We start from the raw sequence: 21,698 nt of genomic DNA, 5'->3' as shown, positions 1-21,698 counted from the left end.
ACGTCACCGAGCGGTCACGTTCGTCGAGATGGCGGTGTCGCGCTCGAACTCGACCGCGACGGTCGCGTCGGTCGCGTTCTGGTCGTAGACCAGCGTCCCGGTCGACCCCTCGGGCACCGCGAACGCGGTCCAGGCGGTCCGGTTCCCACCCGCGCTCAGCGGCAAGTCGACGAATCCCTCGTGGTCGGCGAACGACTCGCTCCGGGAGGTCGTGCCGTTCGCCCGTAGCTGGAAGGCTCCCCGACTCAGCGGCACCGAATCGTTACCGGTGTTCAGGATGTTCATCTGGACCACCACGAACTCCTGACCCTCGGGCGCGGGATACGCCACGTCGTCGGACTCGTTCGGGTCGATGCTGTCAGTCACCTCGGCGTTCCACGCGACCGAGAGGCTGGCGTTGGCGTCGCCGGGCGAGGCCGACTCCGCAGTGATGTCGTCGCCGCCCCCGCCGAGGAAGGGTATCGACGGCCCGCCGAGGAACCCGACCGCCACCAGCGCGACCACCACCACGACCGCGACCGCGACTCCCTTCGACCCGACGCTCCCGGCGAGCGCGCCGACCCGCTGGGCGACCGGTTCGAGTCGGTCCAGCGGCGAGTCCGACGAGTCGTCGGACTCGCCGCTCGCGTCCGTCCCCTCGGCCCCGCTCGCCCCGCCGAACTCGGCGGGGAGGTCGGTCAGCCCCCGCTGCTTCAGGAACGCCTCGACGCCATCGCCGTCGAGCAGTTCCACGCCGGTTCCTGCCGCGACCTTCTCGGCGTGGTCGCTCGTCGTCCCCGCCGAGACGATGGCCGACTCCTCGACGTCGTACTGCTGGCAGAGTTTGACGAACTGCTGGACCTGCTTGCCACCGACCTCGCCCTCGGAGGCGGGAATCGCCCACAGTAGGCCCTCCTCGCCGGTCTCGGGCCGCTGGACCGCGACGAACGTCCGTCCGTCGTCGCGCTTGACCCGCGTCTGCCAGCCCTGCCGCTTCCAGAGGGCCGCCACGAACTTCCCGAACTCCGAGTGGTCCATTGCCTGCAACATGGATTGTCACCGCGGGGACGCCGTTCGCGTTCATATCCTCAGTCCCGATATAAAAAACATCCCCCCTGTGGGCGCGACCGCGGTCGCGCCCACAGGGGCTGATTCAATCCAGACTCATCGGGACCGACTCGGCTCACGCCCGCTCCTGGAGGCGCTCGTAGGCCTCATTCACGCGCTTGAACTCCTCCTCGTCGCCGCCCTCCCGGTCGGGGTGGACCGCCTTCACGCGTTCTCGGTAGGCCGTCCGGACCGCGTCGGCGTCGGCACCGGGGTCGAGTCCGAGGGTGCGGTAGGCCTGCGCGGGCGTCGGTCGGTCGTCGGCCCCCGGCCGGGCGCGCGCTCCGCGCCCGGCGCTCGCGCCGCGGGCGTCGGTCCGGCCCCGGGCGTCACGCGCTCCGAACCCGCCCCGGCGACCCGAGAACGAGTCGCGCGGTCCCGCACCGAACCCGCCGGTCTCGGCGTCGGCGCGGCGATAGCTCCCGGCCCGGCCCTGCTGGACGCGGTCTTCGAGGCGGCCGCTGGCGTGGTACCAGACCAGGTACGCGGCCGCGGCGAACGGGAGCGCGATGGCGAACAGCGCGGGACTGTAGACGAACCCGAGGACGAACTCCAGCGTGGCGATGCCCGCCAGCACCGCCGCCAGTCCGAACAGGAGCCACGTCTCCCTCTCGGTTCGCGTCCCTCTCACGGTCGGATTTCGGACCGCGGGGTTGTAAGCGTCTCGCTCGGGGACCCCGGTGACCTGACTCGGGGGCTCCGAGGTGGTCGGGTCGCACGCAAGGTGGTCGGGCCACACTCACCGGGTCGCCGACCGCGGGCGCTCGAACTCGTAGTCGAGTTCGCCGTCAGGGGTCTCCTCGACCCAGAGCAGCATATCCGCGAGGTCGCGCAGCCGTTCCATCGTGGCCTCGTCGTGGGCGGTGAAGTCGACCCGGAAGATGGCGAAGCCGTCGATCTCCGGCGACTCGCCCACCGTCTCCCGGACGAACCGGGCCACGGTCGCCCCGTCGAGCGCGTCGAACAGCGGCGTCAGCGACTGGAACACCAGGTGCTTGCGTCGCACTTCGTGGGCGTACGGGGGCGTCAGGTCACTCAGCGCCAGCGAGAGCCGAGCGAGTTCGTGGGGCGCGGGCACGTAGACGGTGGGGGTCTCGCGGTACGTCGCCGGGACGCTCTGGTCGGTCGAGACCGCGTCGACGACCCCGACGGTCTCCGGGGAGTCGTCGCCGGTGACCGACCGATACCGGTCGACCATCCGCTCGGCTCCCGTCTCGGTCGTCACGAACACCGCGCTCTCTTCGGGGTCGCTCCGTGCCGCGGCGACTCGCAGGTCGAGGTTGTAGCGTTCGAGGTCGCCCGACTCGGCGACCAGCAACGTCCTGCCCGCGCGGAGCGCGGGTAGCTCGGGGAGTTCGGGCGGCTCTGCGGGTCGCTGGCCCGCGACGGAACTGCCCTCCGCTCCGGTCGTTTCGTGGCTCATGTCTGGTCCCTCTCGTCGGGCGGTCGAGCGTCGGACGATGCGAAGACGCGGTCTCTCGGGGACGGCCGACCGAACGTACCTCGCGTCGGCGCGCAGAGAAACTGAAGCGCCGACGCGGCTCTACGTAGGTGTACAGAAGTCGTCATCAAATACGTTTCGTTCGGAGGAGAAACCGGCGGTCGCTGCCAGAGACAGCACTACGATTAAGTACCGGGAGTACGAACGTCCAGTCGAGATTCTCCCGGCGGCCGTTCGGAAACGTCGCGCGATTCCATCAGGTGACTGCCGAGAGTCGCCCGATGATGCCGTGGGGCGGAGGGCGACCCGCGGTCGCGTTCGCGAGGAGGACCGGCGCGACCGCCTCGACGGTCTCGCGCGAGACCGACGCGTCTGTCTCGCGCCGACCGCCGGAAAACGGGCTCGGGGCCGCCCACCGGGCGGCCCCGAGTCCGTCACGGTCCTCCTGCTCTCTTGCCTTCCGACGCCGTTTGCGTCGCTCTTCGACGCCGCTCGTGCCCTCACCCTCCGAGACCGACGAGCCCCACATAGCAAGACCCATCCCGGCCCGCTCCCAACCCCGACGCATGAACGAGAGCGCCGAGCGGACCAAGGTCGAGTGGCGCGAGTGGGGCGAGGAGGCCTTCGAGGAGGCCCGAGAGACCGACACGCCGATACTGCTCTCGCTGTCGGCGACGTGGTGCTCGTGGTGTCACGAGATGGACCGCGAAGCCTACAGCAACCCGATGGTGGCGGCCAACGTCAACGACTCGTTCGTGCCCGTCCGGGTCGACATCGACCGCCAGCCCCGGGTCCGCGAGCGGTACAACGTCGGCGGATTCCCCTCGAACGTGTTCCTCACGCCCGAGGGCGAGACCCTGACCGGCGCGACCTACCTCGGCGTCGACGGGATGCGACAGGTGGTCCAGCGCGTCCGGGACCTCTGGGCCCACAAGGGTCGGGACGCCGCCCGGGTCCCCCGGAGCCTCCGGGAGGACCCGCCAGCGGGCGAGCTAACCCCGGAGATCGAGCGCCTCGTGGCGGGCCAGCTCGGCGAGAAGTTCGATTCCCAGTTCGGCGGGTGGGGCGACAGCGAGAAGTTCCCCCTGCCCCGCACCGTGGAGTTCGCGCTCAAGCGCGAGCGCGAGCAGGCGCTGGCGACCCTGACCGCGATACGCGAGCACCTGCTCGACGACTACGACGGCGGCTTCTTCCGGTTCGCCGAGGGGCGCGACTGGAGCGAGGTCCACCACGAGAAACTGCTGTCGACCAACGCCGCGCTGGTCCGGGCGTTCGCCGAGGCGTACCTCTACACCGGCGAGGAGGAGTACCGCGACCCGGCCGACCGGACGGTCGAGTACCTCACGACGACGCTGTGGACCGGAGAGGCCTTCGCCGGGAGTCAGGCCCCCGGTGACGACCCGGACCCCGACTCGGACTCGGCCCCGACCGGGGCCGAGTCCGGAAGCCCGGGCTACTACGCCCTCGACCCGAGCGACCGCGAGTCGGCCGACCCGCCTGCGGTCGACGACACCGTCTTCGCCGACTCGAACGCGATGGCCGTCGACGCGCTCCTGACGCTCCACGCCTACACCGACGACGAGCGCGCGCGGACCTACGCCGAGCGCGCGCTCGACCACGTCCTCGACGAACTCGTGGACGACGGCGAGGTCACGCACTTCCGACCCGCCGACGGAGAGACGAGCGAGTCGGGCCTGTTGGCCGACCAGGCCCTCGTCCTCTCGGCGCTGACGACCGCCCGGCAGGTGCTGGGCGACGAGGAGTACCTCGACGCCGCGCGCGCGGTGGCCGACTTCGCGCTCGACGAACTCCGCGAGGACGAGTCGCCCGACGGCGCGTTCGTGGACGGCCCCCGTTCGGGACCGGGCCTGCTCGACCGTCCCCTGCGGGCGCTCGACGACAACGCCGAGATGGCGAGCGCGCTCGCCGACCTCGCGCTCCTGACCGGCGAGGACCGCTATCGCGACGCGGCCGAGGGCGCGGTCGCGGCGTTCGCCGACGCCGCCGACCGCTTCGGCGTGCAGGTCGCCGGGTACGCGACCGCCGCGGCGCGGCTCTGTCGGGACCCCCTCCTCATCGAGGTCGCCGACGACGCGGGGTCGGACCTCCACCGCGCCGCGTTGCGGGTCGCCGACCACGAGAAGGTCGTCGTCCCCGAGGTCGCGGGCGACGAGCACGAGGAGGGCGCGGCCTACGTCGTGATCGAGGGCGAGCGCTCGGCACCCGCGAGGACGCCCGAGGAACTGAGCGAGCGCGTGGCCGACTCGGCGTTCGACCCGGCGTAATCGAGTTCCCACTACCCGGGATTCCGCGTCTGCGCTCGCACTACGAGCGCAGACGCACGCCGTGGGAGCTTCGTTCCCACGAACCACACCTCACTTCGTTCGGCGAGACGCGGGGAGCCACGGGGGCGCGGTGCGGTCGCGGTGGGGTGCTGTGCGGTCCTCACCGGGACCGACGGTAGCTAGCTTCGCTCGACCGCTTCCGTTCGGGGCGTTCGAAACCCCCTTGCAAACACCAATAGAGACTGACAAACCGTCCGAGAGTTTATGTGTCGCGGGGGTCATTCCCCGCACATGGCGAGTCTACGTGACCTCGGTCTGTCCGAGTACGAGGCCCGGGCGTATCGGGCGCTGTTGGACGCCGGGCCGACAACCGCGAAGGAGTTGTCACGCGCGAGTGACGTCCCGATGGGTCGCATCTACGACGTGCTATCGAGCCTGGAGACCCACAGTCTGGTGCGTTCCCAGAGCGCGAGCCGCCCCAAGAAGTACGTCGCGGTCGAGCCCGAGACCGCGCTCGACCGGCTGCTGGAGGACAAGCTCGCCGAGCTGGAGGAGCAGGCCGACCAGTACGAGGGCATCGTCGACGACCTCACCGACGAACTGGAGTCGGCCGGGCCGGTCGAAGAGCAGTTCTGGACCGCGGCGGTCGGGGCCGAGGAGACCATCGACCTGCTCGTCGAGCGCCTCGACGCGGCCGACCAGCGAATCGTGCTGGTCGCCGGGCGGTCGTCGGCCCAGTTCGACCTCGGGCGGGTCGGCGACCTCGTGGCCGAACACCTGGAGGCGGCGCTCGACCGCGGGGTCGAGGTGTCGATGCTGATGACCCCGACGCTCGTCGAGACCCTCCCGCCGAGCGTGGGCGAGCGCTACGCCGAGACGTTCGCCGACCACCCCGACTTCGCGGTCCGGACCACCGACGGCCTCCGGGGCACCTTCAACCTCATCGACAGCGCCGAGGTCTGCATCGAGGTCGCCAACCCCCTGAACCCCGGCGAACCGTTCGCCATGATCGACCTCAAGGACCCCGAGTTCGCCGCCGACGTGCGCGAGGAGTTCGCGCCCCGGTGGGAGGAGGCCGAACCGCTCTCCATCGGGCCGTCGTGATTCCGCGCTCGGTCGACCTTCAGTCCCGTTTCGTGCATCTTTCACCGACCGCAATTTTCCGAATCTGGACCAACCACGGGATGCGCCGCGTCTGCGCTCGCAGTGCGAGCGCAGACGCACGCGGGGAGGCACGGGGCGCGGTGCGGTGCTGTGCTGTGCTGTCGCGGTGCGGTCCTCACAGGTGACGGCAGTAGCTAGCTTCGCTCGACTTCTCACACGCCGACTGCTCTCGGTCGGGTCATCTCGCTCACACGCCGATTGCTCTCGGTCGGGTCATCTCTCGGCCCGATACCGAAGCGAACTCGAAAGCCCGCTCAAATCCGATACAGCCGCGTGGTCCAGAACTCCCGGAACGCGTCGCCGAGTGCCTCCTCGGGCTTCCCCGTCGCGTCGACCGCCGCGGTCGCGGTCGCCCGCTCGTCGAACTCGCCCAACAAGGTCCGCTCGCCCACGACGAACACGCGGTCGGCGTCCACCGCCGCGAGCGCGTCCTCGCACTTCTCGACGTGCTCGTCTATCTGGGCGTCCCGGCGGCGCTCGAACCGGCCCTGCGAGAACCCGCCCTTCGAGTGGTCGCCCTTCACGTCGCTCTCGAACCCCTCGAAATCGAGGCGCTCGCGGCCCTCGTAGGTGCCGAGCGCGAACAGGTCCGACCGGACGAGCGCCAGCGCGAACTCGCCCGTCGGCAGGAACCACTCGCGGTCGAGTCGGAAGCCCGCCCCCCACTCGACGAACGGGTCGGGCGCGACCGGGGGCGCGAGCGCGACGCTCACAAGGCCCTCGTCGTCGGTCACCGCCAGACAGGGTCGGGCGCGCTCGACCAGCGCGGCGTGGTCGCCGAAGGCGGTCTCGACCGCATCGGGCAGGCCGCGTTGCTCAGCGCCGACCATCGCGGTCAGCGCGGCCTCGGGTTCGGTCTCCACGGAGCCGAGTCGGTCGAGGACGGCCGCGAGGCGGTCGCCCCGGACGGTCTCGACCCCCCGGAAGTCGAGGTCGGCGTCCTCGTCCTGCTGGCGCTCGACCCGGTCCTCCAGTTCGGCGATGCGGTCTTCCAGCCGATTGACGCGCTCTTCGGCCTCCTGGCGGGCGGTCGCGGCCTCAGCGCGCCGTTCCTCCTCGGCCTCGGCGCGGCGTTCGAGGTGGCGCTTCTCCTCTTCGAGTTCGTCGATGCGCTCTTTGAGTTCGGCGCGCCCGAGCAACTCGTCCAGCATTCGGCCCTAGGCGGGCGCGGGCGTGGTAAGTAGTTTCTGCTCGCAGTCGGTTCGGCCGTGGGAACCCCGAACCGACGCTACGACGGCGGTCGCGACGCTCGCCGCCGAGATACTAATAGGGCAAAATATATTATCTATTACTAATTCGTACTTGAGAAAATACTATCCGTGTGCTATTCATACGGGTGAGTGGTATGGTAAAAAAGCCAACTGCGACCAGACGCGACGCGATTCGAACGATGGGTGCGCTCGGACTCGGCGGATATCTCGCGACCGGCGGTGCAAGCGCCGATTCGTACACGATTGTCGGTGACCGGTGGTACGGCCACGATTCGGAGAACGTAGAGCGAATCGGGGGCGATATGATGGACCTCTCCCAGCACGTCGCGGCCGAGTACGTGGGGTCGGACACCGAGAGCGGCGTTCACTACCGCTACTTCGACATCACGACGGTCAGCGTCGCCACCTACCGCGAGACCGAGATCGGGGAACACAAGCCCGCGCTCTATCAGTTCGGTTTCAACGTCAAGAGCGGGGACAACGGCTCGACGTCGGGCATCGACCGTATCGACACCGACGTGGTCCACGCCGGACGACCGAAGACCGAGAGCGAAGTGCTCGACGACCCCGACTACGACCTCACCGAAAGCGAACTCGACGACGTTTCGAAGGTCGACGAGGAGGCCAAAGAGGAGGCTGGCGACGCCGACTCGGTTTCGACGCTGGCGGGACTCACGGGGTACATCCTCTCGAAGTCGAGCATGCCGGTGCTGGCCGCGGCGGGACCGTACGTGAGCGTCGCGAGTCTCGCGCTCGGCGTCGCCTCGCTACTGCTCGGCACCGACGAAGCGCCGGAGGGCGAAAACTACACATGGCAGTATCCGACCGACACCTACGCCGTCGGCGTCGCTCACTACAATTCGCTCCCGGTCCACATGGACGAGGACGCCAACGGCGAGTTCACCGTGGAAGGGTTCCTCGACGCCGACCGCATCGACGGGGCCAACGGCAGCATGTTCGAGACGCTGTCCCACGAGATTACGGTCCAGTACGACGATTACGACGGCGGCGGAATGTGAGCGTCGGGTACCGTCCCGACCGCGAGACGGTCCCCGCGAGGGGCTCTCGTCGAGGGTCGTTCTCGAAGCGAGGTCCTTCGGAGTAGTCGTCCACTGGCTCTTGGCCCGATAGCCGACGAGGGACGAACTACGAGCCCCCGCGTGTGACCCTCACCCCACGAGGTACTCCCACGTCTGCGGGCCGACGATGCCGTCGACGAGGATTCCGCTCGCGCTCTGGAACGACTCGACGGCGTCTTCGGTCCCGGGACCGAAGCCGCCGTCGACCGCGATGTCGTACCCGTGCTTGTACCGGAGGTTGTCCTGGGCCGCGCGCACGGCCTGATTCTCGTCGCCGTCGCTCGCGGTGACGACGAGTTCGTCCCATGTGTTCGGGCCGACCACGCCGTCGACGGTGAGGCCGGTGTCGGACTGGAAGCTCTCGACGGTGGTCTCGACCTCGTTGCCGTAGATGCCGTCGTGGTACTCCATCGGATAGCCGTTGGCTTCGAGGAGGTACTGGACGGTGTACACGTCGCGGTTCTCGTCGCCGGACGAGTAGGTGGGCCAGCCAGCGGTGCCCCCGTTCCCGCCGTCGTCTCCGTCGTCGCCGCCGTCGCCGTCGTCGACCTCGCCGTCGACGAGGTCCATGAGGTAGTTCCAGTCGAACGTGTCGCCGGGGTCGACCTTCCCGTCGGTGACGCCCGTGCAGTCGGCGTTCGGAATCTGGTTGTGGCCGATGACGCCGCCCTCCCCGTCGTAGGGGTCGCAGGGCGCGAGGTCGAACGTCGGGTGGCGCTTGGGTACGCCGTACTTCTCGCAGATGTGTGCGACCGCCTCGGCGGTCTGCTCGTAGATGTTGTCGTTGAAGTCGGTGGAGTTGGCGTAGCCTTCGAGTTCGAAGTTGACGCCGGTGTCGTTGTACGAGCCGTCGCCGCCGTTGGTCCACGCGATGTCCTCGATGTCGACCATCTGCATGATCTGGCCGGGCTCGTTACCGATGACGAAGTGGGAACTCACGTTGGCGTCGGGGTTCTCGAACCATGTGTAGCCGTCCTCGTACGAGCCTTCGATGGTGTGGATGACGATCCAGCGCACGTCCGAGGACGTGCGGTTGGCGTCGGTATAGTTGCTCGGGTCGGCCGACCGGTACACGTCGGCGACGCTCTCCTGTGCGCTCGCGGTCGATGCACTGCCGAGTACGGCGGCCGAGCCGATTGCTCCGCCCGCCAGCTTGACAAAGTTTCGCCTTGATTTCTCCATATATTTTGTATGTGGGATGTATTTAAAATTCTTTCCCAAGGAGAGAGAAATATCTTTACTCGTTCAGCGGGGACGAGGAGAGAACGACGGGGATGCGATTATACTCGGTCAGTCGGCGGCGACGGGCGTTCGACGCTCCTCGCCCGCCATCGCCAGCACGTCGTCGAAGAAGCCCAGCGTGTCGTTCGGGCCGGGGTTCGCCTCGGGGTGGTACTGGCGGGTCAGCACCTGGAGGTCGTCGCTTTCGAGCCCCTCGGGGGTGTCGTCGTTGACGTTGACCTGCGTCACGTCGAGGTCGCCGGGGTCGGCGACCGTGTAGCCGTGGTTCTGGGTGGTCATCACGACCCTGTCAGTCCGGAGGTCCCGGACAGGCTGATTGACGCCGCGGTGGCCGAAGTCCATCTTCTCGGTCGACCCGCCGAGCGCGCGGGCGATGACCTGCTGGCCCAGACAGATGCCCGCGAGCGGGACCTCGCCGACGAACTCGTCGACCAGCGCCCGCGCCGATTCGAAGTTCGCGGGGTCGCCCGGCCCGTTCGAGACGAACAGCACGTCGGGGTCGAGGTCGGCGACTTCCCCGGGCGGGGTATCGTAGGGGAGGACGTGGACGGTCGCACCGCGTTCGAGCAGGGAGTCGACGATGCTTCCCTTCGCGCCGCAGTCGAGCAGGGCGACCTCGGTGTCGGTCGTCCCGTCGCCCGAGTAGGTCTTCGTGCGCGCGACGCTGACCTGCGCGCCGATGTCCTCGTGGTCGCTCATGCCCGGACAGTCGGCGAGCGCGGCCGTCGCGTCCTCGGGGGTGGCGTCGGGTCCGGCCGCGATACCGCACTTCATCGCGCCGCCGTCCCGAATCTGGCCCACGAGGTCGCGGGTGTCGAGACGGTCGACCGCCGGGACACCCTCGGATTCGAGCCACTCGGCCACGTCGTCGGTGAGTTCGCGCGCGACGACGGCGCGGGGGTGGACGCGGTCGCTCTCGAATCGCTCCTCTCGGACGCCGTAGTTCCCGATGAGCGGGTACGAGAACGTGAGAATCTGCTCCTCGTAGGAGGGGTCGGTCAGGCTCTCCTCGTATCCGGTGTAGGCCGTCGTGAATACCAGTTCCCCGCGGGACGTGCCCGGAGCGCGACAGCGCGCCTCCACGACGCTGCCACCCTCCAGCGCGACGTATGCGTCCGACATTACGAGATTCATACGAAACCACGGGTGATAAACCTTGCTTTCGTAGCGAGATTACGAATTTCGTAATCATCAAGTGGTCCCCCCATCTACTCACGCATCTCGATGGACGAACTCGACCGCCAGATACTGACCATTTTGCGACGAGACGCCCGAAAGCCCTACACCGAGATCGCCGAGGAGGTCTCGACCTCCGAGGGGACGGTGCGCAACCGCGTCGAGCGCATGACCGACGAGGGGGTCATCGAGCGGTTCACCGTCTCGACCCGGACCGGCAACGTGAAGGCGATGATCGAACTCGACGTGGCGGTGGACGTGAACACCTCCGACCTCGGCGAGAAGGTCGCCGACTGGGGACAAGTGGACTTCGTCTGGCAGGTATCGGGCGAGGAGGACATCGTGCTCGTGGTCGACGCCGCCGACACCCAGAGCGTCAACGAACTCATCACGCGCGCCCGAGAACTAGAGGAAGTCGTGAACACGAAGACGAGGTTGATTCTGGACGAGAAGCTGGGGTGACCCGGTCGCGCGCCACGGAACGCACATCCGCCGCTTTCACGCTCCAAAAGACCTATCTTCCGTCGGTGACAGCCGTGGGTATGAACTCGGAGCAGGGTCTCGCGACGGCACCGGGTCGGTCACCGGACCAACGGAAGACGGCCCCGCTCGACGGACCGGCCGACGGTCGGTGGTCTCGTGCCGGGTGACGACCGTCCGGCGGTGAACCGCCGGACGGTCCTCGGCGCGCTGGCCGGTGGCGGAGCCGCGTCGCTGGCGGGCTGTTCGCTCTTCCAGGCCGACGAGGACGAACCGACCACGGAACTCGATGACGAGACGGTTCGCGACCTGGCCGTGGCGTTCGCTCCGACGCTGTACTTCGACGAGGAAGAACGGTGGTTCCCGACCGACCCGCGTCCCTACGAGACCGACGCGGGCGGCGAGACCGTCGTCGACGGGTTCGACGCGCTCGACGGCTACACGGAACGCTACGGCGACGCGGAGACGCCGCCGGACCCGACGGTGTTCTATCGCGGGGTCCGATACGAGGACTCGTCGTTGGCCGTCGTCCAGTACTGGTACTACTCCGCGTTCGACCAGTTCACGACGAACTTCCACTGGCACGACTGGGAGGTGCTTCATGTGTTCGTCGATATCGAGGAGCGCGATTCGACGGGGTCCGGCACCACCGCGGCGGGCGAGCCCCAACTCTACGTCGCCAGCTCGCACTCCCGGAAGGTGCCGAACAACGAGTTCCTCGACCCGGACCCGGAGATGGTTCCGCGAATCCTCTCGGAACTCGGCTCCCATTCGAGCGCGCTGTCGCTCAACGACGAACGGGACGCGTTCCAGCGACTGCAGTTGGACGACGTGCTGCCCGACATCACCAACAGTGCCATCGACGGCGTCGAGGACCTCGCGGAGATTCCCATCGCGTACGGCCTCCCCCGGGACGAGGGGTCGCGACTGCCCTTCGTCGTCCCGGAGCTCGACGGCGCGCCGCTGTACGACCACGAGCGGCTCCCGTCGGTCGAGCGGTCGGACCTCATCGACGGCGACCTGACCGTCCGGTCGTTCGACGCGCTCACCTCGCCGCCGACCGACCTGCCGGAACGCGAGACCGGGCTGGTCTTCCAGCACGCCCGGCGGGGCGAAGCGGAGGCCGACGTGGAGTACGAGCTCGTCCCCGCGAGCGAACTCGAACACATCGAGGACTTCACGGGTCCCCAACTCAGCTTCGAGTTCTCGGTACCCGACTTCGCCGAGGACGCCATGGCGGGCCACATCACGACGACGGGTGCGCCGTGGGACCAACCGCGCTACGACGACCCCGCCGCCGACATCTCCGACCCGAACCACCGCGAGGCGCTGGCCGACCGCTACGACGCGGTTGGTGAGGCCGCTCCGATAAACCGCGTGTTCGCGACGGTCACCGAAGCGGTCACCGCCGACGAGGCCCCCGAGGACGAGGGGCTGACGACCGAACAGTCGTCGGTCGAGGCGGTCGCGATGCTGGAGAGCGAACCGGAATCGGTCCCGACGTTCGGCGGCGTCGCGGTCGTCGACGACGTTCCGGAGGGCGACCACCGCCTGACGGTCAACGGCGCTGGCGTCGCCCCGCACAGCGAGGCCGTCTCCGTCGGGACGGACGACGCCCCGACCGTGGCTGGCGTCGACGGCGAGATACCGCTCGTCGCCCGCGAGAACGCGACGAGGCTCGAGGTCGACCCGCGCGAAACCGACCGCGACCTCAGCGACCTCGCCGTCGAGGACGATTTCGCGGGGCGGCTGTACGACGCACCGTTGTCGGGCCCCGACGCCGTCTACGTCCACCGCGGCGGCGCGTACACGACCGAGGTCCGAGACACCGACGACGAAGTGGGCGCGTTCCGTGTCAATCCCGCCGATGAGTCGGCGGTTCGCATCGACGAGCCGCGGACGGGCAAGTCCTCTCTGGCGACGTTCCTCGCCGACATCGCCGAGGAGACGCGGAGCGAGGTCGCCGCGGCGGCGCCCGACGACGATGACGACGACGGGAACGGCCAGCAGGGCGGCGGTTCCGAGAACGCCGTTCGCGGGCTCGAACGGGCGCTGGCCGCCGTTTCGGACGCCGCACGGCGGGCCGCCGAGCGCGCCGAGTCCGACGACCGAGGACGCGCTGACGAGGCGCTCGGCGCGGTCGAAACCCGACTCGAAGGCGTCGCCGAGCGATTGGCCGAGGCCGAGGGGGACCTCCCGGACGGACTGTCACGGGCGACCGACCGCCGACTCGACCAGGCACGGCGTCGCTCCGAGCAGGCGCGCGCCGCCGAGAAGCTCTGAGGACCTGAACGGCGTCCGTACGGAGCGGCCACGCCGACCCGAAGGTCATCGGCCACGGTGGACGGGCAGAACGGCGCTACTTCGGCGGCTCTCCGAGCCCCGGCGACTCCAGCCACTCCGGTTCCTGCAGGTACCCCTTCCCCTCGTGAATCTCGCGGTAGAACCACCTGACCGTCCGATTGAGCGCGCCCCGGTGCACCCGGGGTTCGACCCGGCCGTCCCGGATGGCCTCGACCACCGCCTCGGGCGTGAGTTCGTCGGCGTCGACCCGGGTGTAGGCCCGACCGACCTCCACGGGGTAGTGGGCGTCGCTACCGCCGACCAGCGGCAGGTCGTGGTTCGCGGCGAGTCGCGCGACCCACTCCTCGGTCCGGGGGTGCTTGCCGTTGACCTCGATGGCGTCGAACTCGGCCTCGACGTTCCGGACCGTGCTGTTGCGGTACGGGTGGGCGACGATTGCGGCACACCCCCGGTCGTGGGCGAGTTCGACCGTCTCCTCGGGCGTGAGTTCGCCGGGTCCGGTCCGGCGCGGGGGGTCGGGCCCGACCACGAGGACGTGGCCGTGGGTGGTCGTCACCTCGATGCCGGGAATCGTGGCGGCGTAGCGACCCCCGCCAGACGCGGGGGTCGGCCTCTGCCCGCCTCTCGGGTTCGGCCTCGGCGCGCTCGGCGCGCCGAGGTCGAACTCGCGGTAGTAATCGTGGTTCGTGAGCGCGACCCCGTCCAGTCCCCGCATCCGGGCCGCTCCGGCGAGTAAGCGGACGCCGAGCGGGTCGTAGTGCTGCGCGAGTCGCTCGTGGCCGTGGAAAAACCGGGTGTGCGCGTGCAGGTCGACGGTGAACACGGGAGACGTGACGCGCCGGTAGACCTTTGGCTTTCTGCCCCCTGTTAGGTCGTATGTCCGGGGATGGGGCGCAGACGGAGACGAGCGCCGCGGCCGACGCGACCGACGCCGCGCTCGACCGCGTTCTGGTGTTGAATCCCACGAGCGGCAACGGTGACCACCGCGACCGGGTCCGCGGACTCGCCGACGAGTACGATTACACCGTGCTGGAGACCCAGGCCGACGGCGAGACCGTCGCGTTCGGCCGCATCGCGGGGCTCGCCGGGGCCGACCTCGTGGCGGCCGCGGGCGGCGACGGCACCGTCAACGAGGTGGTCCGGGGGCTCGACTCGGCGGACGCGCTCGACGAGACGACCGTCGGCGTGGTCCCGGCGGGCACCGGCAACAACTTCGCGCAGAACGTCGGCGTCGAGGACGTGCGCCACGCCTTCGAGGTCGCCGAGCGCGGCGAGCGACGCCGCATCGACGTTGCGACCGCCGACGACCGCCTGTTCCTCAACTCCTGTCTCGCGGGGGTGACCGCCGACGCCAGCGCCTCGACCAGCTCCGAGATGAAAGACCGACTCGGCGTGCTGGCCTACGTCGTCAGCGGTCTCCGAACCGTCGCCGACTTCGACGCTCTCCCGCTCGCGGTCGAGGCGACCGGCCCGGAGGGCGAAGAAACGTGGGACGGCGAGGCGGTCATGGTCCTCGTCGGCAACGCCCGGCGGTTCCCCGCGGAAGGGCGCTCGCAGGCCGACGTCGAGGACGGGCTACTCGACGTGACCATCGTCGAGCGGACGCCCCCGAGAAATCTCTTGGAGGAGGCGGCTGTCCAGCGTCTGTTCGGCGAGGACACCGAGAGCGTCACCCGCCTGCTCGCGTCGGAACTCGACGTGACCGTCCGGCGCGACGAGCCGGTCGGGTTCAGCTTCGACGGCGAGATCGGCGAGTACCGCTCGCTGGCGATTCGGACGCGGCCGAAGGCGCTGGAACTGTGCGTCGGCGACGACTACGAACCCGACCCGGAGTAGGAGTCAGCGCCGAATCAGTTTTCGAGCCGGTACCGGTACGGCGACGACCGGATGACGGTCACGTCGCCGTCGCGCGCGCGTCGGCCGAGGACGGTCGCGATCTGGTGGGCGCTGTCGAACTGCTCGTCCGAGGCGTCGAGCAACTGGAGTATCTCGCGCGCCGTCAGGGGTTCGTCGGGGTCGGCCTCGGCGAGGACGGTGCGAATCCGCTCGTACTTCCTCGCTCGACGGACCATACCGGATATTCGGGCGGATTCACACTTAGTTTTCAGTCAGCCGAGCGTCTGACGACTCGCCCCGCCGCCGGGGCGAGTCGCCGCGGCTCAGGCGGGGGTGTCGTGCGGCCCGGTGAAGTCGCGCTCCCGGCGGTACTGCTCGACGAACGCCGACACGTCGAAGTCCAGCATGTCCTCCTCGAATCGGGCCATCGCGTCGTCGTCCTCGGCGTGGCTGACCGCGTGCTCCATGAGCTCGACCACGAGTTCGACCACGACCTCGTGGAGCCGACGCGAGTCGAAGTCGGTCACCCACACCAGCGCGTACCCCACGTCCTGGTCGTCCTCGACGTTCTCGCTGACGACCTCGGTCGGGAACTCCTCCAGCACGATGCCCATGACGTGGGGCGTGCCGAACTCGCCCAGGTCGTCGTCGGTGTCGATGGTCTCGCGCAGGATGGCGACCAGGAACTCGGGGAAGAATCGAGAGGGCGGATGGACGTCGGTGACGACCGCGTGGGAGTCCCCGCACGCGCAGTCGTACTCGCGCATGCCCATGTCGAGGTCGTGGACGTGGACCGACTCGCCGCAGGGGAGCTCGATCTCGGCCCCGCGGCCGCCCGGAACGCGCGGTTCTGCCATGCGAATCGATTGGGCTTTCGGGCGTTTAAAGGCCGCGACTACGCCGTCGGGATGGCGAGGTTCGAGGGTTCAAATACGAAGCCGGGACCAACACGGGACGTGATGAAACGGGAAAACTGAAATCGTCGCTACGCGAAGGGACGGGCGTGTCTAAGAGCATCCGCCTCTCGGACGAAGCGTACGAGCGGCTGGAGGTTCGGAGGCGCGAGGGCGAGACGCTCTCGGAGGTCGTCCTCCGTCTCGCCGGAGAGCGGTCGCTGTCGGAGCTCGCGGGCGTCCTCTCCGAGGAGGAGGCCGACGCGCTCGAAGACGCCATCGAAGAGCGCCGAGAACGGCGGCGAGAGCAGTTAGAAGCCGTCGCCGACCGGCTTCAGGAGACGTAGCGTGTTGCTCGACACGTCCTTCCTCACCGACCTGATGCGCGGAGACGAGAATGCGGTCGCCAGAGCCGACGAACTGGAGGAGAATCCGGTTCGACAGTGCCTCTCGGCGATGACGCTGTTCGAACTCTACTACGGCGTCGCACGATCCAAGCAACCGGACGAGGAACGGGAAACCGTCGAGGAGGTACTCACGACCAAGCCCGTTCAGCCAGCAGACTCGGCGGTAATGCAGAAGGCAGGACGTATCTCGGGCGAACTCGAAAACGACGGCGAAGCCCTCGGTGACGGGGACGTTATCATCGGGGCGACCGCGGCTATCGTGGACGAACCGGTACTGACGCGGAACGTCTCCGATTTCGAGCGAATCGCTGGCGTCGAAGTCGCGACCTACTGACCGTCAGGGCCAGTCGTCGCGCTGGTCCTCGTCCTCCTCGGTCGCGGGGGTCTCGACCTCCTCGGCCAGTCGCCACTCGGCGGCCTCGGCGGCCTCCGCCACGTCGAGGTACTCCCACTCGTGTTCGTCGGCGAGGTCGCGGTCGTCGTCGGTCGTGCCGACGAAGACGTGGCGGTCGGTGTCGAACTGTTCGCGCACGCTTTCGAGGCTCTCGCCCTTCCCCTTCGGGCCGGAGAAGAAGTCCTGGCGGATGCGGTTCTTGCGGGTGAAGTTGGTCACCACGTAGGTGGGCTTGTCGGAGACGACGCCGACGTACTCGCTCCACCGGCGGGCGTCCTCGAACACCGTGCCCGGGCTGGCCAGTTCTTCGAGCGCCGAGAGTTCGAAGGCGAGGGTCATCTCGCCGCTTCCGTTCATATCTCCCCCTCCGCGCGTGGCGGGCAAAACGCCTTCGGTCCCGCCCTCGGCGAGTACGGCCCGACTACGCGCGTTCGACCCGGAGGTACTCCGAGAACACGACTACGGGCTCGTTGGCGAACGTCGCGGCGAGTTCGGGCGAGACCGCGACGGTCCCTCGGTCGGGTCGTTCGGCGAGCAACTGCTGTGCGCGCTCCGGTAGTTCGTCGAAGTGCCGCACGGGAGTGCCGGGCGGCGCGGCGGTCGTCGGGTGGACGCGCAGGGTGCGGGCGTCCCCGTCGGTTCCCATAGTCGTGTTCGATGACATCGTGTTACATGATAGCAAATGTCTTGGAGTATCTTAAACCTTCCCCCATCCGGAATCAACGACCAGAATTCAGAAACGGAACGCGAATCCGGTAGCGGTCGGCTCAGAACCGGTAGCCGTCGTCGTCTTCGCCCAGCGAGCGCTCCGTGGTCTCCATCATCTCGTCGGCGAACTCCATCTCGTCGCGGGTCTCGGTTCCCATGGTAGTCTGGTACTCCTTGATGCCGAGCGAGAGCATCTCTTCGAGGGCCTCCTGCCGGTCGACGAACTCCTCCTGGGAGACCAGCTGGTCTATCTGCATGTCCATGTCGTCCGACAGGTCGATTTCGAGCTGGGGCATGGACCGTCACGTACCGCTTCCAGCCACAACAACGTTGGGTTCAAGCAGGTGTCGCCGAGTCCCCCCGCCCGCGTACGGGACGGGCGAAACACGACGCGAACCGCGCCACAAACGTCAAAACATTAATGTCATCGCGTCTGAAAGCGGAACCATGTCGAATCGAGCCTCCCGCCCCACGCTCGGCCGGGAAAACCACCCGATTGCGACCGAACTCGCGTTCGCCGTCTGCGCGGTGGGCGGATTCGCTCTCTGGCATCACACCGCGTCGACGGTCGCGTCGTCGGCCGTCGACGCCCTGTCGCTCCCCGGTGGTCTTCCGGTCGAGGGTCTCCTCGGCGGAAGCCTGCTACTCGCCGGGAGTTTCCTGTTCGCCGGGGCGTACGTGACGCTCCGCGACATCGAGGTCGGCGTGGCGTTGCCGTCGGCCGACGACCTGCCGCTCGTCGGGGTCGCGATTGCGCTCCCCGCGGTCCTCGTCGGCCTCACCAAGTTCGTCGGCGCGCTCACCGGCGTCCCGTACGGGTCGCTGACGATGACCGCTGTCGCGGCCGACGTTCCCCTCGAACCGTTCCTCGTTGTCACCGGACTCGGACTGTTCGTCGGCGTCCCGAGCTACCTGCTGACCTGTCAGGTCGTCGTTCAGGGAAGTCTCGGGAGGGTCACCGACGGCGATATCGCGGTCGTCGCGACGACGGCCGTGGCGAGCTTCCTGCTACTGAGCGCTCGCGGCGGCCTCTCGCCGTTCCCCGAGCGGGGGCGGCTCGGGGGCGCGGTGCTGTTCGTCGCCACCATCGGCGTCGCACTGTTCGCCGCCGACCGCGTCGGTCGGCGGTGGCTACGCGCTCTGTCGTACCTGCCCGCGCTCGTCCTGTTCGGGGTCGCCGCCCTCTCGGGGGTCGCCGCGGTCGAGTCGGTCGCTGGCGGCCTGTTCGTGACCACGCAGGTCGCCGTCCTCGGACTCGCGGCCTACGCGTACGACCGAACCGACAGCTTGCTCGTCCCGGCGCTCGCGTACGCGAGCCTCTTGGCGACCGGGCAGGCGGTCGTGTTCGTCTTCGAGGCTGGCGTGCAGGGCTGGTGAGCCGCGGATTCCGAGACCGACGCGCTCGGTGACCCGAACGGTCCTCGTCGCCGAGAAAATCGAGAGTTCGTGGTCGCGCGATTCCCTACTGCTCGGGCGGAATCGCCAGTTCCTCGGGGTCGAAGTCCTTCTCCAGCAGGACCTCTTTCTGGTCGGCGACCTCGACCTCGCGGCGGATGAGGTCCTTGTACTTGCCCTGCGGGGCGATGTCGCCGATGAGGACGCCGCCGACGAGCTTGCCGTCCTTGAACGCGAGCCGCCGCCACTCGGTGTCGCTGTACTTGCGCTCGCACTCGTCGTCGCCCAGCGTCGGGAAGCCGAAGCTGAGGAACGGGAAGTCGAAGTGGGTGATGGAGTACGACGACACCCAGCGGAACTCCGCCTCCTCGCCGTCGGCGACCATGTTCTTCGCGGCGATCTGGCCCTGCTCCTTCGCCGAGCCCCACGAGCCGTTCTGGGCGTACTCGTCGAGGATGACGTCGTAGTAGCGCGTGATGTCGCCCGCCGCGTAGACGTCCTCGACGCTCGTCTGCATGTACTGGTCGACCACGATGCCGCTGTCCTCCTCGATGCCCGTCCCCTGGAGGTACTCGGTGTTGAAGTCTAGGCCGATGGCGACGCCGACGAAGTCGCTGTCGAACTCCTCGCCGTTGGCGTCGACGGTCGAGACCACGCGACCCTCGTCGTCGGTCTCGAACCGCTCGACCCCGCTCTCGAAGACGCACTCGACGCCCTTCTCTTCGAGCGCGTCGTGGATGATCTCCGCGCCGTCGAGGCTCAGGCCGTAGCGCCACCAGCGGTTGCCCCGCATGATGTAGTGGGCGTCGACCTCCTGGGCGGCACAGACCGCCGCGAGGTCGATGCCGAGCAGGCCCGCGCCCACGACGGCGCCGGTGTCGGCCTCGCTCGCGTTCTCCTGTATCTTCCGGGCGTCCTGGAACGTCCAGAAGTGGTGGACGCCGTCGGCGTCGGCGTTCTCGATGCCGAAACTCGACAGGCTGGTCGGCGTGCCGCCCGTCGCCACGAGGAGTTTGTCGTACTCGTAGGTCCCGCTGTCGTGGGTGTGGACCTCGTGGGCGTCGGTGTCGACCGACGTGACGAACGTGTTGAGTTCGAGGTCGATGTCCCGCTCGTCGTACCACTCGGGCTCGTGGATGGAGATTGGCGCTTCGGGGAGTTTGCCCTTGGCGAATTCCTTGATGAGGATTCGGTTGTACAGGGCCTCACCTTCGTCGGTGATGACCGTTATGTCGGCATCCGGGGCTTGCTCGCGGAGGGTCTCCGCTGCGGAGCTCCCCGCGATACCGTCACCGATTATCACGTACGACTCGCTCATAGCCGAATCTTCAGTATCGGGGTTAAAGTGGGTTGCTATCTGCGAATCGTGCGAGGGGTTGCCCAACAGACGACCTTTTAGGACTCGCGCCCCAACGTCCGGCCATGAAGATTCGCCAGAACGCCCGCCACTTCGCGTCCCGGAAGGCGCTGGAACTGCCCGTGGTCTCGGACATCGTGAAGGACAAGCTCGTCTCGATGCACACCGACATCTTCCTGAAAAAGGCCGACGAAGCCCGCCGCGAGGAGCGCCGCGAGCGTCTCGACGCCTTCTTCGACGCCACGATGGACACCTACCTGACCGCGCTGCAGGAGGGCGCGCCCGAGGCCGAGGCCCGCGAGATAACCCACGTCCAGGCCAACTTCGACTTCTACAACCACGGCTGGACCGAGATGATGGAGTTCCCGGTCGACGAACTCGGCGACCACTACGACCGCTACGAGACCTTCTTCGAGCGCCACGGCATCTCCATCGACGACCCGCTCGGGGAGTTCGCGCCCGCCGCCGGGATTCCGGACGCGCCCTCGACGCCCGAGAAACTCGAAGAGCCCGAACACCCCTACGCCGAGGGCGGGTTCGCCGACGACGTGTACGTCGAGGGGCCGGACGGCGAGGTTCGCGTCGGTGGGTGGGAGGAACCCGACGAGGTGGACGTGAGCCGAGCGCCCGGCGTGGACGAGGACGCAGAGGCGTAACGACCTCCCAAGCTATTTGTTCGACCCGGAACCACGTCCGTCACCGATGAGCGACGACGACGGTGGAGGTCGAACCGAGATTCGGGAGCTGGAGTTCGAGGCGTGCGGCCTCTCGAAACCCGAGCGACCCGAGTACCAACGGCTGTTCGACGAGTACGTCCTCGCGACGATTCACGTCCATTTGAATGGCGAGGAACTGACCCACAAGAACAAGCTTCCGTCGCGGTTCGACCTGAGCGACACGGTGACGGCGTTCCACGAGGGAATCGAGTCGCTCTTCGAGACGGCTCACGACGACGGCTATTACTTCTGCTGTGCCTGCGGAATCCGTGGCTGTGCGTACATCGACTGGGAGTTGGCGCTGGCGAACGACCGAATCTACATCGACATGGAAGACGGCCTCGGAGACCCCATCGGAGACCATCAGTACGTCGTCGAGACGACGGAGTTCCTGACGGCGGTGGCGGACCTCACGGGGACTCTCACCGAGTTCATGCGGGCGACCGACTACCGGGAAGTCTCTCGCGGTACGGTCGCCGAGTTCGAACGTAAGCGCGAGGACCTCTACGAACTGCCGTGAGCGA

The 21,698-nt window shown here is 68.2% G+C and carries 25 protein-coding genes; 11 read left to right on the top strand and 14 right to left on the bottom strand.

Annotation, left to right across the window (positions count from 1 at the left end):
- Positions 1-3: 3 nt before the first annotated feature.
- The 4 genes from NGM10_RS12650 to NGM10_RS12635 all read right to left on the bottom strand — a co-directional run bounded on the left by NGM10_RS12650 (position 4) and on the right by NGM10_RS12635 (position 3,056).
- The gene (locus tag NGM10_RS12650) at positions 4-1,029 is read right to left on the bottom strand and encodes a restriction endonuclease (protein ID WP_253479320.1); all 1,026 of its coding nucleotides are present in this window, start codon (positions 1,027-1,029) and stop codon (positions 4-6) included.
- Positions 1,030-1,162: 133 nt separating this feature from the next.
- On the bottom strand, positions 1,163-1,717 hold the full coding sequence (locus tag NGM10_RS12645; protein ID WP_253479318.1) for a J domain-containing protein: 555 nt from the start codon (positions 1,715-1,717) through the stop codon (positions 1,163-1,165).
- A 108-nt stretch (positions 1,718-1,825) separates the two neighbouring features.
- Positions 1,826-2,509, bottom strand: a complete 684-nt coding sequence (locus tag NGM10_RS12640) for a DUF7504 family protein (protein ID WP_253479316.1) — start codon at positions 2,507-2,509, stop codon at positions 1,826-1,828.
- Positions 2,510-2,783: 274 nt separating this feature from the next.
- Positions 2,784-3,056 carry a hypothetical protein gene (locus NGM10_RS12635; protein ID WP_253479314.1) on the bottom strand — a complete coding sequence of 91 codons (273 nt, stop codon included), beginning with the start codon at positions 3,054-3,056 and terminating at the stop codon, positions 2,784-2,786.
- A gap of 37 nt (positions 3,057-3,093) precedes the next feature.
- Between NGM10_RS12635 and NGM10_RS12630 the strand changes: the two genes are divergently transcribed.
- Together NGM10_RS12630 and NGM10_RS12625 are read left to right on the top strand one after the other, a co-directional pair.
- Positions 3,094-4,812: a DUF255 domain-containing protein gene (locus tag NGM10_RS12630; RefSeq protein ID WP_253479312.1), complete on the top strand. Its 1,719-nt coding sequence runs from the start codon at positions 3,094-3,096 to the stop codon at positions 4,810-4,812.
- 291 nt (positions 4,813-5,103) lie between these two features.
- Positions 5,104-5,916 carry a TrmB family transcriptional regulator gene (locus NGM10_RS12625; protein ID WP_253479310.1) on the top strand — a complete coding sequence of 271 codons (813 nt, stop codon included), beginning with the start codon at positions 5,104-5,106 and terminating at the stop codon, positions 5,914-5,916.
- A 314-nt stretch (positions 5,917-6,230) separates the two neighbouring features.
- Here the strand turns inward: NGM10_RS12625 and NGM10_RS12620 are convergent, their stop codons facing one another.
- Positions 6,231-7,127 carry a Vms1/Ankzf1 family peptidyl-tRNA hydrolase gene (locus tag NGM10_RS12620; RefSeq protein ID WP_253479308.1) on the bottom strand — a complete coding sequence of 299 codons (897 nt, stop codon included), beginning with the start codon at positions 7,125-7,127 and terminating at the stop codon, positions 6,231-6,233.
- 194 nt (positions 7,128-7,321) lie between these two features.
- On the opposite strand from NGM10_RS12620, the gene NGM10_RS12615 reads away from it, so the two are divergent.
- The gene (locus NGM10_RS12615) at positions 7,322-8,206 is read left to right on the top strand and encodes a hypothetical protein (RefSeq protein ID WP_253479306.1); all 885 of its coding nucleotides are present in this window, start codon (positions 7,322-7,324) and stop codon (positions 8,204-8,206) included.
- Between the two features lie 150 nt (positions 8,207-8,356).
- Here NGM10_RS12615 and NGM10_RS12610 read toward each other — a convergent pair whose 3' ends face one another.
- A complete protein-coding gene (locus NGM10_RS12610; protein WP_253479304.1) occupies positions 8,357-9,448 on the bottom strand; it encodes a peptidoglycan recognition protein family protein in 1,092 nt (363 codons plus the stop codon).
- Between the two features lie 108 nt (positions 9,449-9,556).
- Positions 9,557-10,630, bottom strand: a complete 1,074-nt coding sequence (gene carA / locus NGM10_RS12605; RefSeq protein WP_253479302.1) for a glutamine-hydrolyzing carbamoyl-phosphate synthase small subunit — start codon at positions 10,628-10,630, stop codon at positions 9,557-9,559.
- A 102-nt stretch (positions 10,631-10,732) separates the two neighbouring features.
- Between carA and NGM10_RS12600 the strand changes: the two genes are divergently transcribed.
- Both NGM10_RS12600 and NGM10_RS12595 read left to right on the top strand, forming a co-directional pair.
- The gene (locus NGM10_RS12600) at positions 10,733-11,146 is read left to right on the top strand and encodes an Lrp/AsnC family transcriptional regulator (RefSeq protein ID WP_253479300.1); all 414 of its coding nucleotides are present in this window, start codon (positions 10,733-10,735) and stop codon (positions 11,144-11,146) included.
- Between the two features lie 177 nt (positions 11,147-11,323).
- The gene (locus NGM10_RS12595; protein ID WP_253479298.1) at positions 11,324-13,447 is read left to right on the top strand and encodes a hypothetical protein; all 2,124 of its coding nucleotides are present in this window, start codon (positions 11,324-11,326) and stop codon (positions 13,445-13,447) included.
- Between the two features lie 76 nt (positions 13,448-13,523).
- On the opposite strand, the gene NGM10_RS12590 is transcribed toward NGM10_RS12595, so the two are convergent.
- Complete coding sequence (locus NGM10_RS12590) at positions 13,524-14,291, bottom strand: CehA/McbA family metallohydrolase (RefSeq protein WP_253479296.1); 768 nt, start codon at positions 14,289-14,291, stop codon at positions 13,524-13,526.
- Positions 14,292-14,344: 53 nt separating this feature from the next.
- Here NGM10_RS12590 and NGM10_RS12585 point away from each other — a divergent pair, with 53 nt between their 5' ends.
- A complete protein-coding gene (locus tag NGM10_RS12585) occupies positions 14,345-15,304 on the top strand; it encodes a diacylglycerol/lipid kinase family protein (protein ID WP_253479294.1) in 960 nt (319 codons plus the stop codon).
- Between the two features lie 14 nt (positions 15,305-15,318).
- Here the strand turns inward: NGM10_RS12585 and NGM10_RS12580 are convergent, their stop codons facing one another.
- Together NGM10_RS12580 and NGM10_RS12575 are read right to left on the bottom strand one after the other, a co-directional pair.
- Positions 15,319-15,540: a hypothetical protein gene (locus NGM10_RS12580; RefSeq protein WP_253479293.1), complete on the bottom strand. Its 222-nt coding sequence runs from the start codon at positions 15,538-15,540 to the stop codon at positions 15,319-15,321.
- Between the two features lie 87 nt (positions 15,541-15,627).
- Positions 15,628-16,161 (bottom strand): DUF5815 family protein, encoded by a 534-nt coding sequence (locus tag NGM10_RS12575; protein WP_253479291.1) that lies wholly within the window; start codon positions 16,159-16,161, stop codon positions 15,628-15,630.
- A 146-nt stretch (positions 16,162-16,307) separates the two neighbouring features.
- On the opposite strand from NGM10_RS12575, the gene NGM10_RS12570 reads away from it, so the two are divergent.
- Both NGM10_RS12570 and NGM10_RS12565 read left to right on the top strand, forming a co-directional pair.
- Complete coding sequence (locus NGM10_RS12570) at positions 16,308-16,544, top strand: antitoxin VapB family protein (protein ID WP_253479289.1); 237 nt, start codon at positions 16,308-16,310, stop codon at positions 16,542-16,544.
- Position 16,545: 1 nt separating this feature from the next.
- A complete protein-coding gene (locus tag NGM10_RS12565; protein WP_253479287.1) occupies positions 16,546-16,938 on the top strand; it encodes a type II toxin-antitoxin system VapC family toxin in 393 nt (130 codons plus the stop codon).
- Between the two features lie 3 nt (positions 16,939-16,941).
- On the opposite strand, the gene NGM10_RS12560 is transcribed toward NGM10_RS12565, so the two are convergent.
- From NGM10_RS12560 to NGM10_RS12550, 3 genes are all read right to left on the bottom strand, one after another.
- Positions 16,942-17,355: a DUF7124 domain-containing protein gene (locus tag NGM10_RS12560; protein ID WP_253479285.1), complete on the bottom strand. Its 414-nt coding sequence runs from the start codon at positions 17,353-17,355 to the stop codon at positions 16,942-16,944.
- A gap of 64 nt (positions 17,356-17,419) precedes the next feature.
- Positions 17,420-17,644, bottom strand: coding sequence for a DUF7979 domain-containing protein (locus tag NGM10_RS12555; RefSeq protein WP_253479283.1), 225 nt, complete (start codon positions 17,642-17,644; stop codon positions 17,420-17,422).
- 121 nt (positions 17,645-17,765) lie between these two features.
- A complete protein-coding gene (locus NGM10_RS12550) occupies positions 17,766-18,002 on the bottom strand; it encodes a DUF7120 family protein (RefSeq protein ID WP_253479281.1) in 237 nt (78 codons plus the stop codon).
- A 151-nt stretch (positions 18,003-18,153) separates the two neighbouring features.
- Between NGM10_RS12550 and NGM10_RS12545 the strand changes: the two genes are divergently transcribed.
- Positions 18,154-19,083 carry a hypothetical protein gene (locus NGM10_RS12545; protein ID WP_253479279.1) on the top strand — a complete coding sequence of 310 codons (930 nt, stop codon included), beginning with the start codon at positions 18,154-18,156 and terminating at the stop codon, positions 19,081-19,083.
- 85 nt (positions 19,084-19,168) lie between these two features.
- On the opposite strand, the gene NGM10_RS12540 is transcribed toward NGM10_RS12545, so the two are convergent.
- The gene (locus NGM10_RS12540; RefSeq protein WP_253479277.1) at positions 19,169-20,419 is read right to left on the bottom strand and encodes an NAD(P)/FAD-dependent oxidoreductase; all 1,251 of its coding nucleotides are present in this window, start codon (positions 20,417-20,419) and stop codon (positions 19,169-19,171) included.
- A gap of 104 nt (positions 20,420-20,523) precedes the next feature.
- Here NGM10_RS12540 and NGM10_RS12535 point away from each other — a divergent pair, with 104 nt between their 5' ends.
- Positions 20,524-21,114, top strand: coding sequence for a DUF6149 family protein (locus tag NGM10_RS12535; RefSeq protein ID WP_253479275.1), 591 nt, complete (start codon positions 20,524-20,526; stop codon positions 21,112-21,114).
- Between the two features lie 46 nt (positions 21,115-21,160).
- Complete coding sequence (locus NGM10_RS12530) at positions 21,161-21,694, top strand: hypothetical protein (protein WP_253479273.1); 534 nt, start codon at positions 21,161-21,163, stop codon at positions 21,692-21,694.
- Positions 21,695-21,698 lie beyond the last annotated feature (4 nt).

It is taken from the genome of Halorussus salilacus, assembly GCF_024138125.1.
GTDB lineage: Archaea > Halobacteriota > Halobacteria > Halobacteriales > Haladaptataceae > Halorussus > Halorussus salilacus.
The sequence above is the reverse complement of the archived record's forward strand: the minus strand, read 5'-3'. Positions and strand labels throughout refer to the sequence as shown.

Bases quoted from the DNA above. Each gene is read 5' to 3' on its own strand.
- NGM10_RS12650 (WP_253479320.1), bottom strand. From the start codon at position 1,029: ATGTTGCAGGCAATGGACCACTCGGAGTTCGGGAAGTTCGTGGCGGCC.
- NGM10_RS12640 (WP_253479316.1), bottom strand. From the start codon at position 2,509: ATGAGCCACGAAACGACCGGAGCGGAGGGCAGTTCCGTCGCGGGCCAG.
- NGM10_RS12635 (WP_253479314.1), bottom strand. From the start codon at position 3,056: ATGTGGGGCTCGTCGGTCTCGGAGGGTGAGGGCACGAGCGGCGTCGAA.
- NGM10_RS12630 (WP_253479312.1), top strand. From the start codon at position 3,094: ATGAACGAGAGCGCCGAGCGGACCAAGGTCGAGTGGCGCGAGTGGGGC.
- NGM10_RS12625 (WP_253479310.1), top strand. From the start codon at position 5,104: ATGGCGAGTCTACGTGACCTCGGTCTGTCCGAGTACGAGGCCCGGGCG.
- NGM10_RS12620 (WP_253479308.1), bottom strand. From the start codon at position 7,127: ATGCTGGACGAGTTGCTCGGGCGCGCCGAACTCAAAGAGCGCATCGAC.
- NGM10_RS12615 (WP_253479306.1), top strand. From the start codon at position 7,322: ATGGTAAAAAAGCCAACTGCGACCAGACGCGACGCGATTCGAACGATG.
- NGM10_RS12610 (WP_253479304.1), bottom strand. From the start codon at position 9,448: ATGGAGAAATCAAGGCGAAACTTTGTCAAGCTGGCGGGCGGAGCAATC.
- carA (WP_253479302.1), bottom strand. From the start codon at position 10,630: ATGTCGGACGCATACGTCGCGCTGGAGGGTGGCAGCGTCGTGGAGGCG.
- NGM10_RS12600 (WP_253479300.1), top strand. From the start codon at position 10,733: ATGGACGAACTCGACCGCCAGATACTGACCATTTTGCGACGAGACGCC.
- NGM10_RS12585 (WP_253479294.1), top strand. From the start codon at position 14,345: ATGTCCGGGGATGGGGCGCAGACGGAGACGAGCGCCGCGGCCGACGCG.
- NGM10_RS12580 (WP_253479293.1), bottom strand. From the start codon at position 15,540: ATGGTCCGTCGAGCGAGGAAGTACGAGCGGATTCGCACCGTCCTCGCC.
- NGM10_RS12575 (WP_253479291.1), bottom strand. From the start codon at position 16,161: ATGGCAGAACCGCGCGTTCCGGGCGGCCGCGGGGCCGAGATCGAGCTC.
- NGM10_RS12560 (WP_253479285.1), bottom strand. From the start codon at position 17,355: ATGAACGGAAGCGGCGAGATGACCCTCGCCTTCGAACTCTCGGCGCTC.
- NGM10_RS12555 (WP_253479283.1), bottom strand. From the start codon at position 17,644: ATGGGAACCGACGGGGACGCCCGCACCCTGCGCGTCCACCCGACGACC.
- NGM10_RS12550 (WP_253479281.1), bottom strand. From the start codon at position 18,002: ATGCCCCAGCTCGAAATCGACCTGTCGGACGACATGGACATGCAGATA.
- NGM10_RS12545 (WP_253479279.1), top strand. From the start codon at position 18,154: ATGTCGAATCGAGCCTCCCGCCCCACGCTCGGCCGGGAAAACCACCCG.
- NGM10_RS12540 (WP_253479277.1), bottom strand. From the start codon at position 20,419: ATGAGCGAGTCGTACGTGATAATCGGTGACGGTATCGCGGGGAGCTCC.
- NGM10_RS12535 (WP_253479275.1), top strand. From the start codon at position 20,524: ATGAAGATTCGCCAGAACGCCCGCCACTTCGCGTCCCGGAAGGCGCTG.
- NGM10_RS12530 (WP_253479273.1), top strand. From the start codon at position 21,161: ATGAGCGACGACGACGGTGGAGGTCGAACCGAGATTCGGGAGCTGGAG.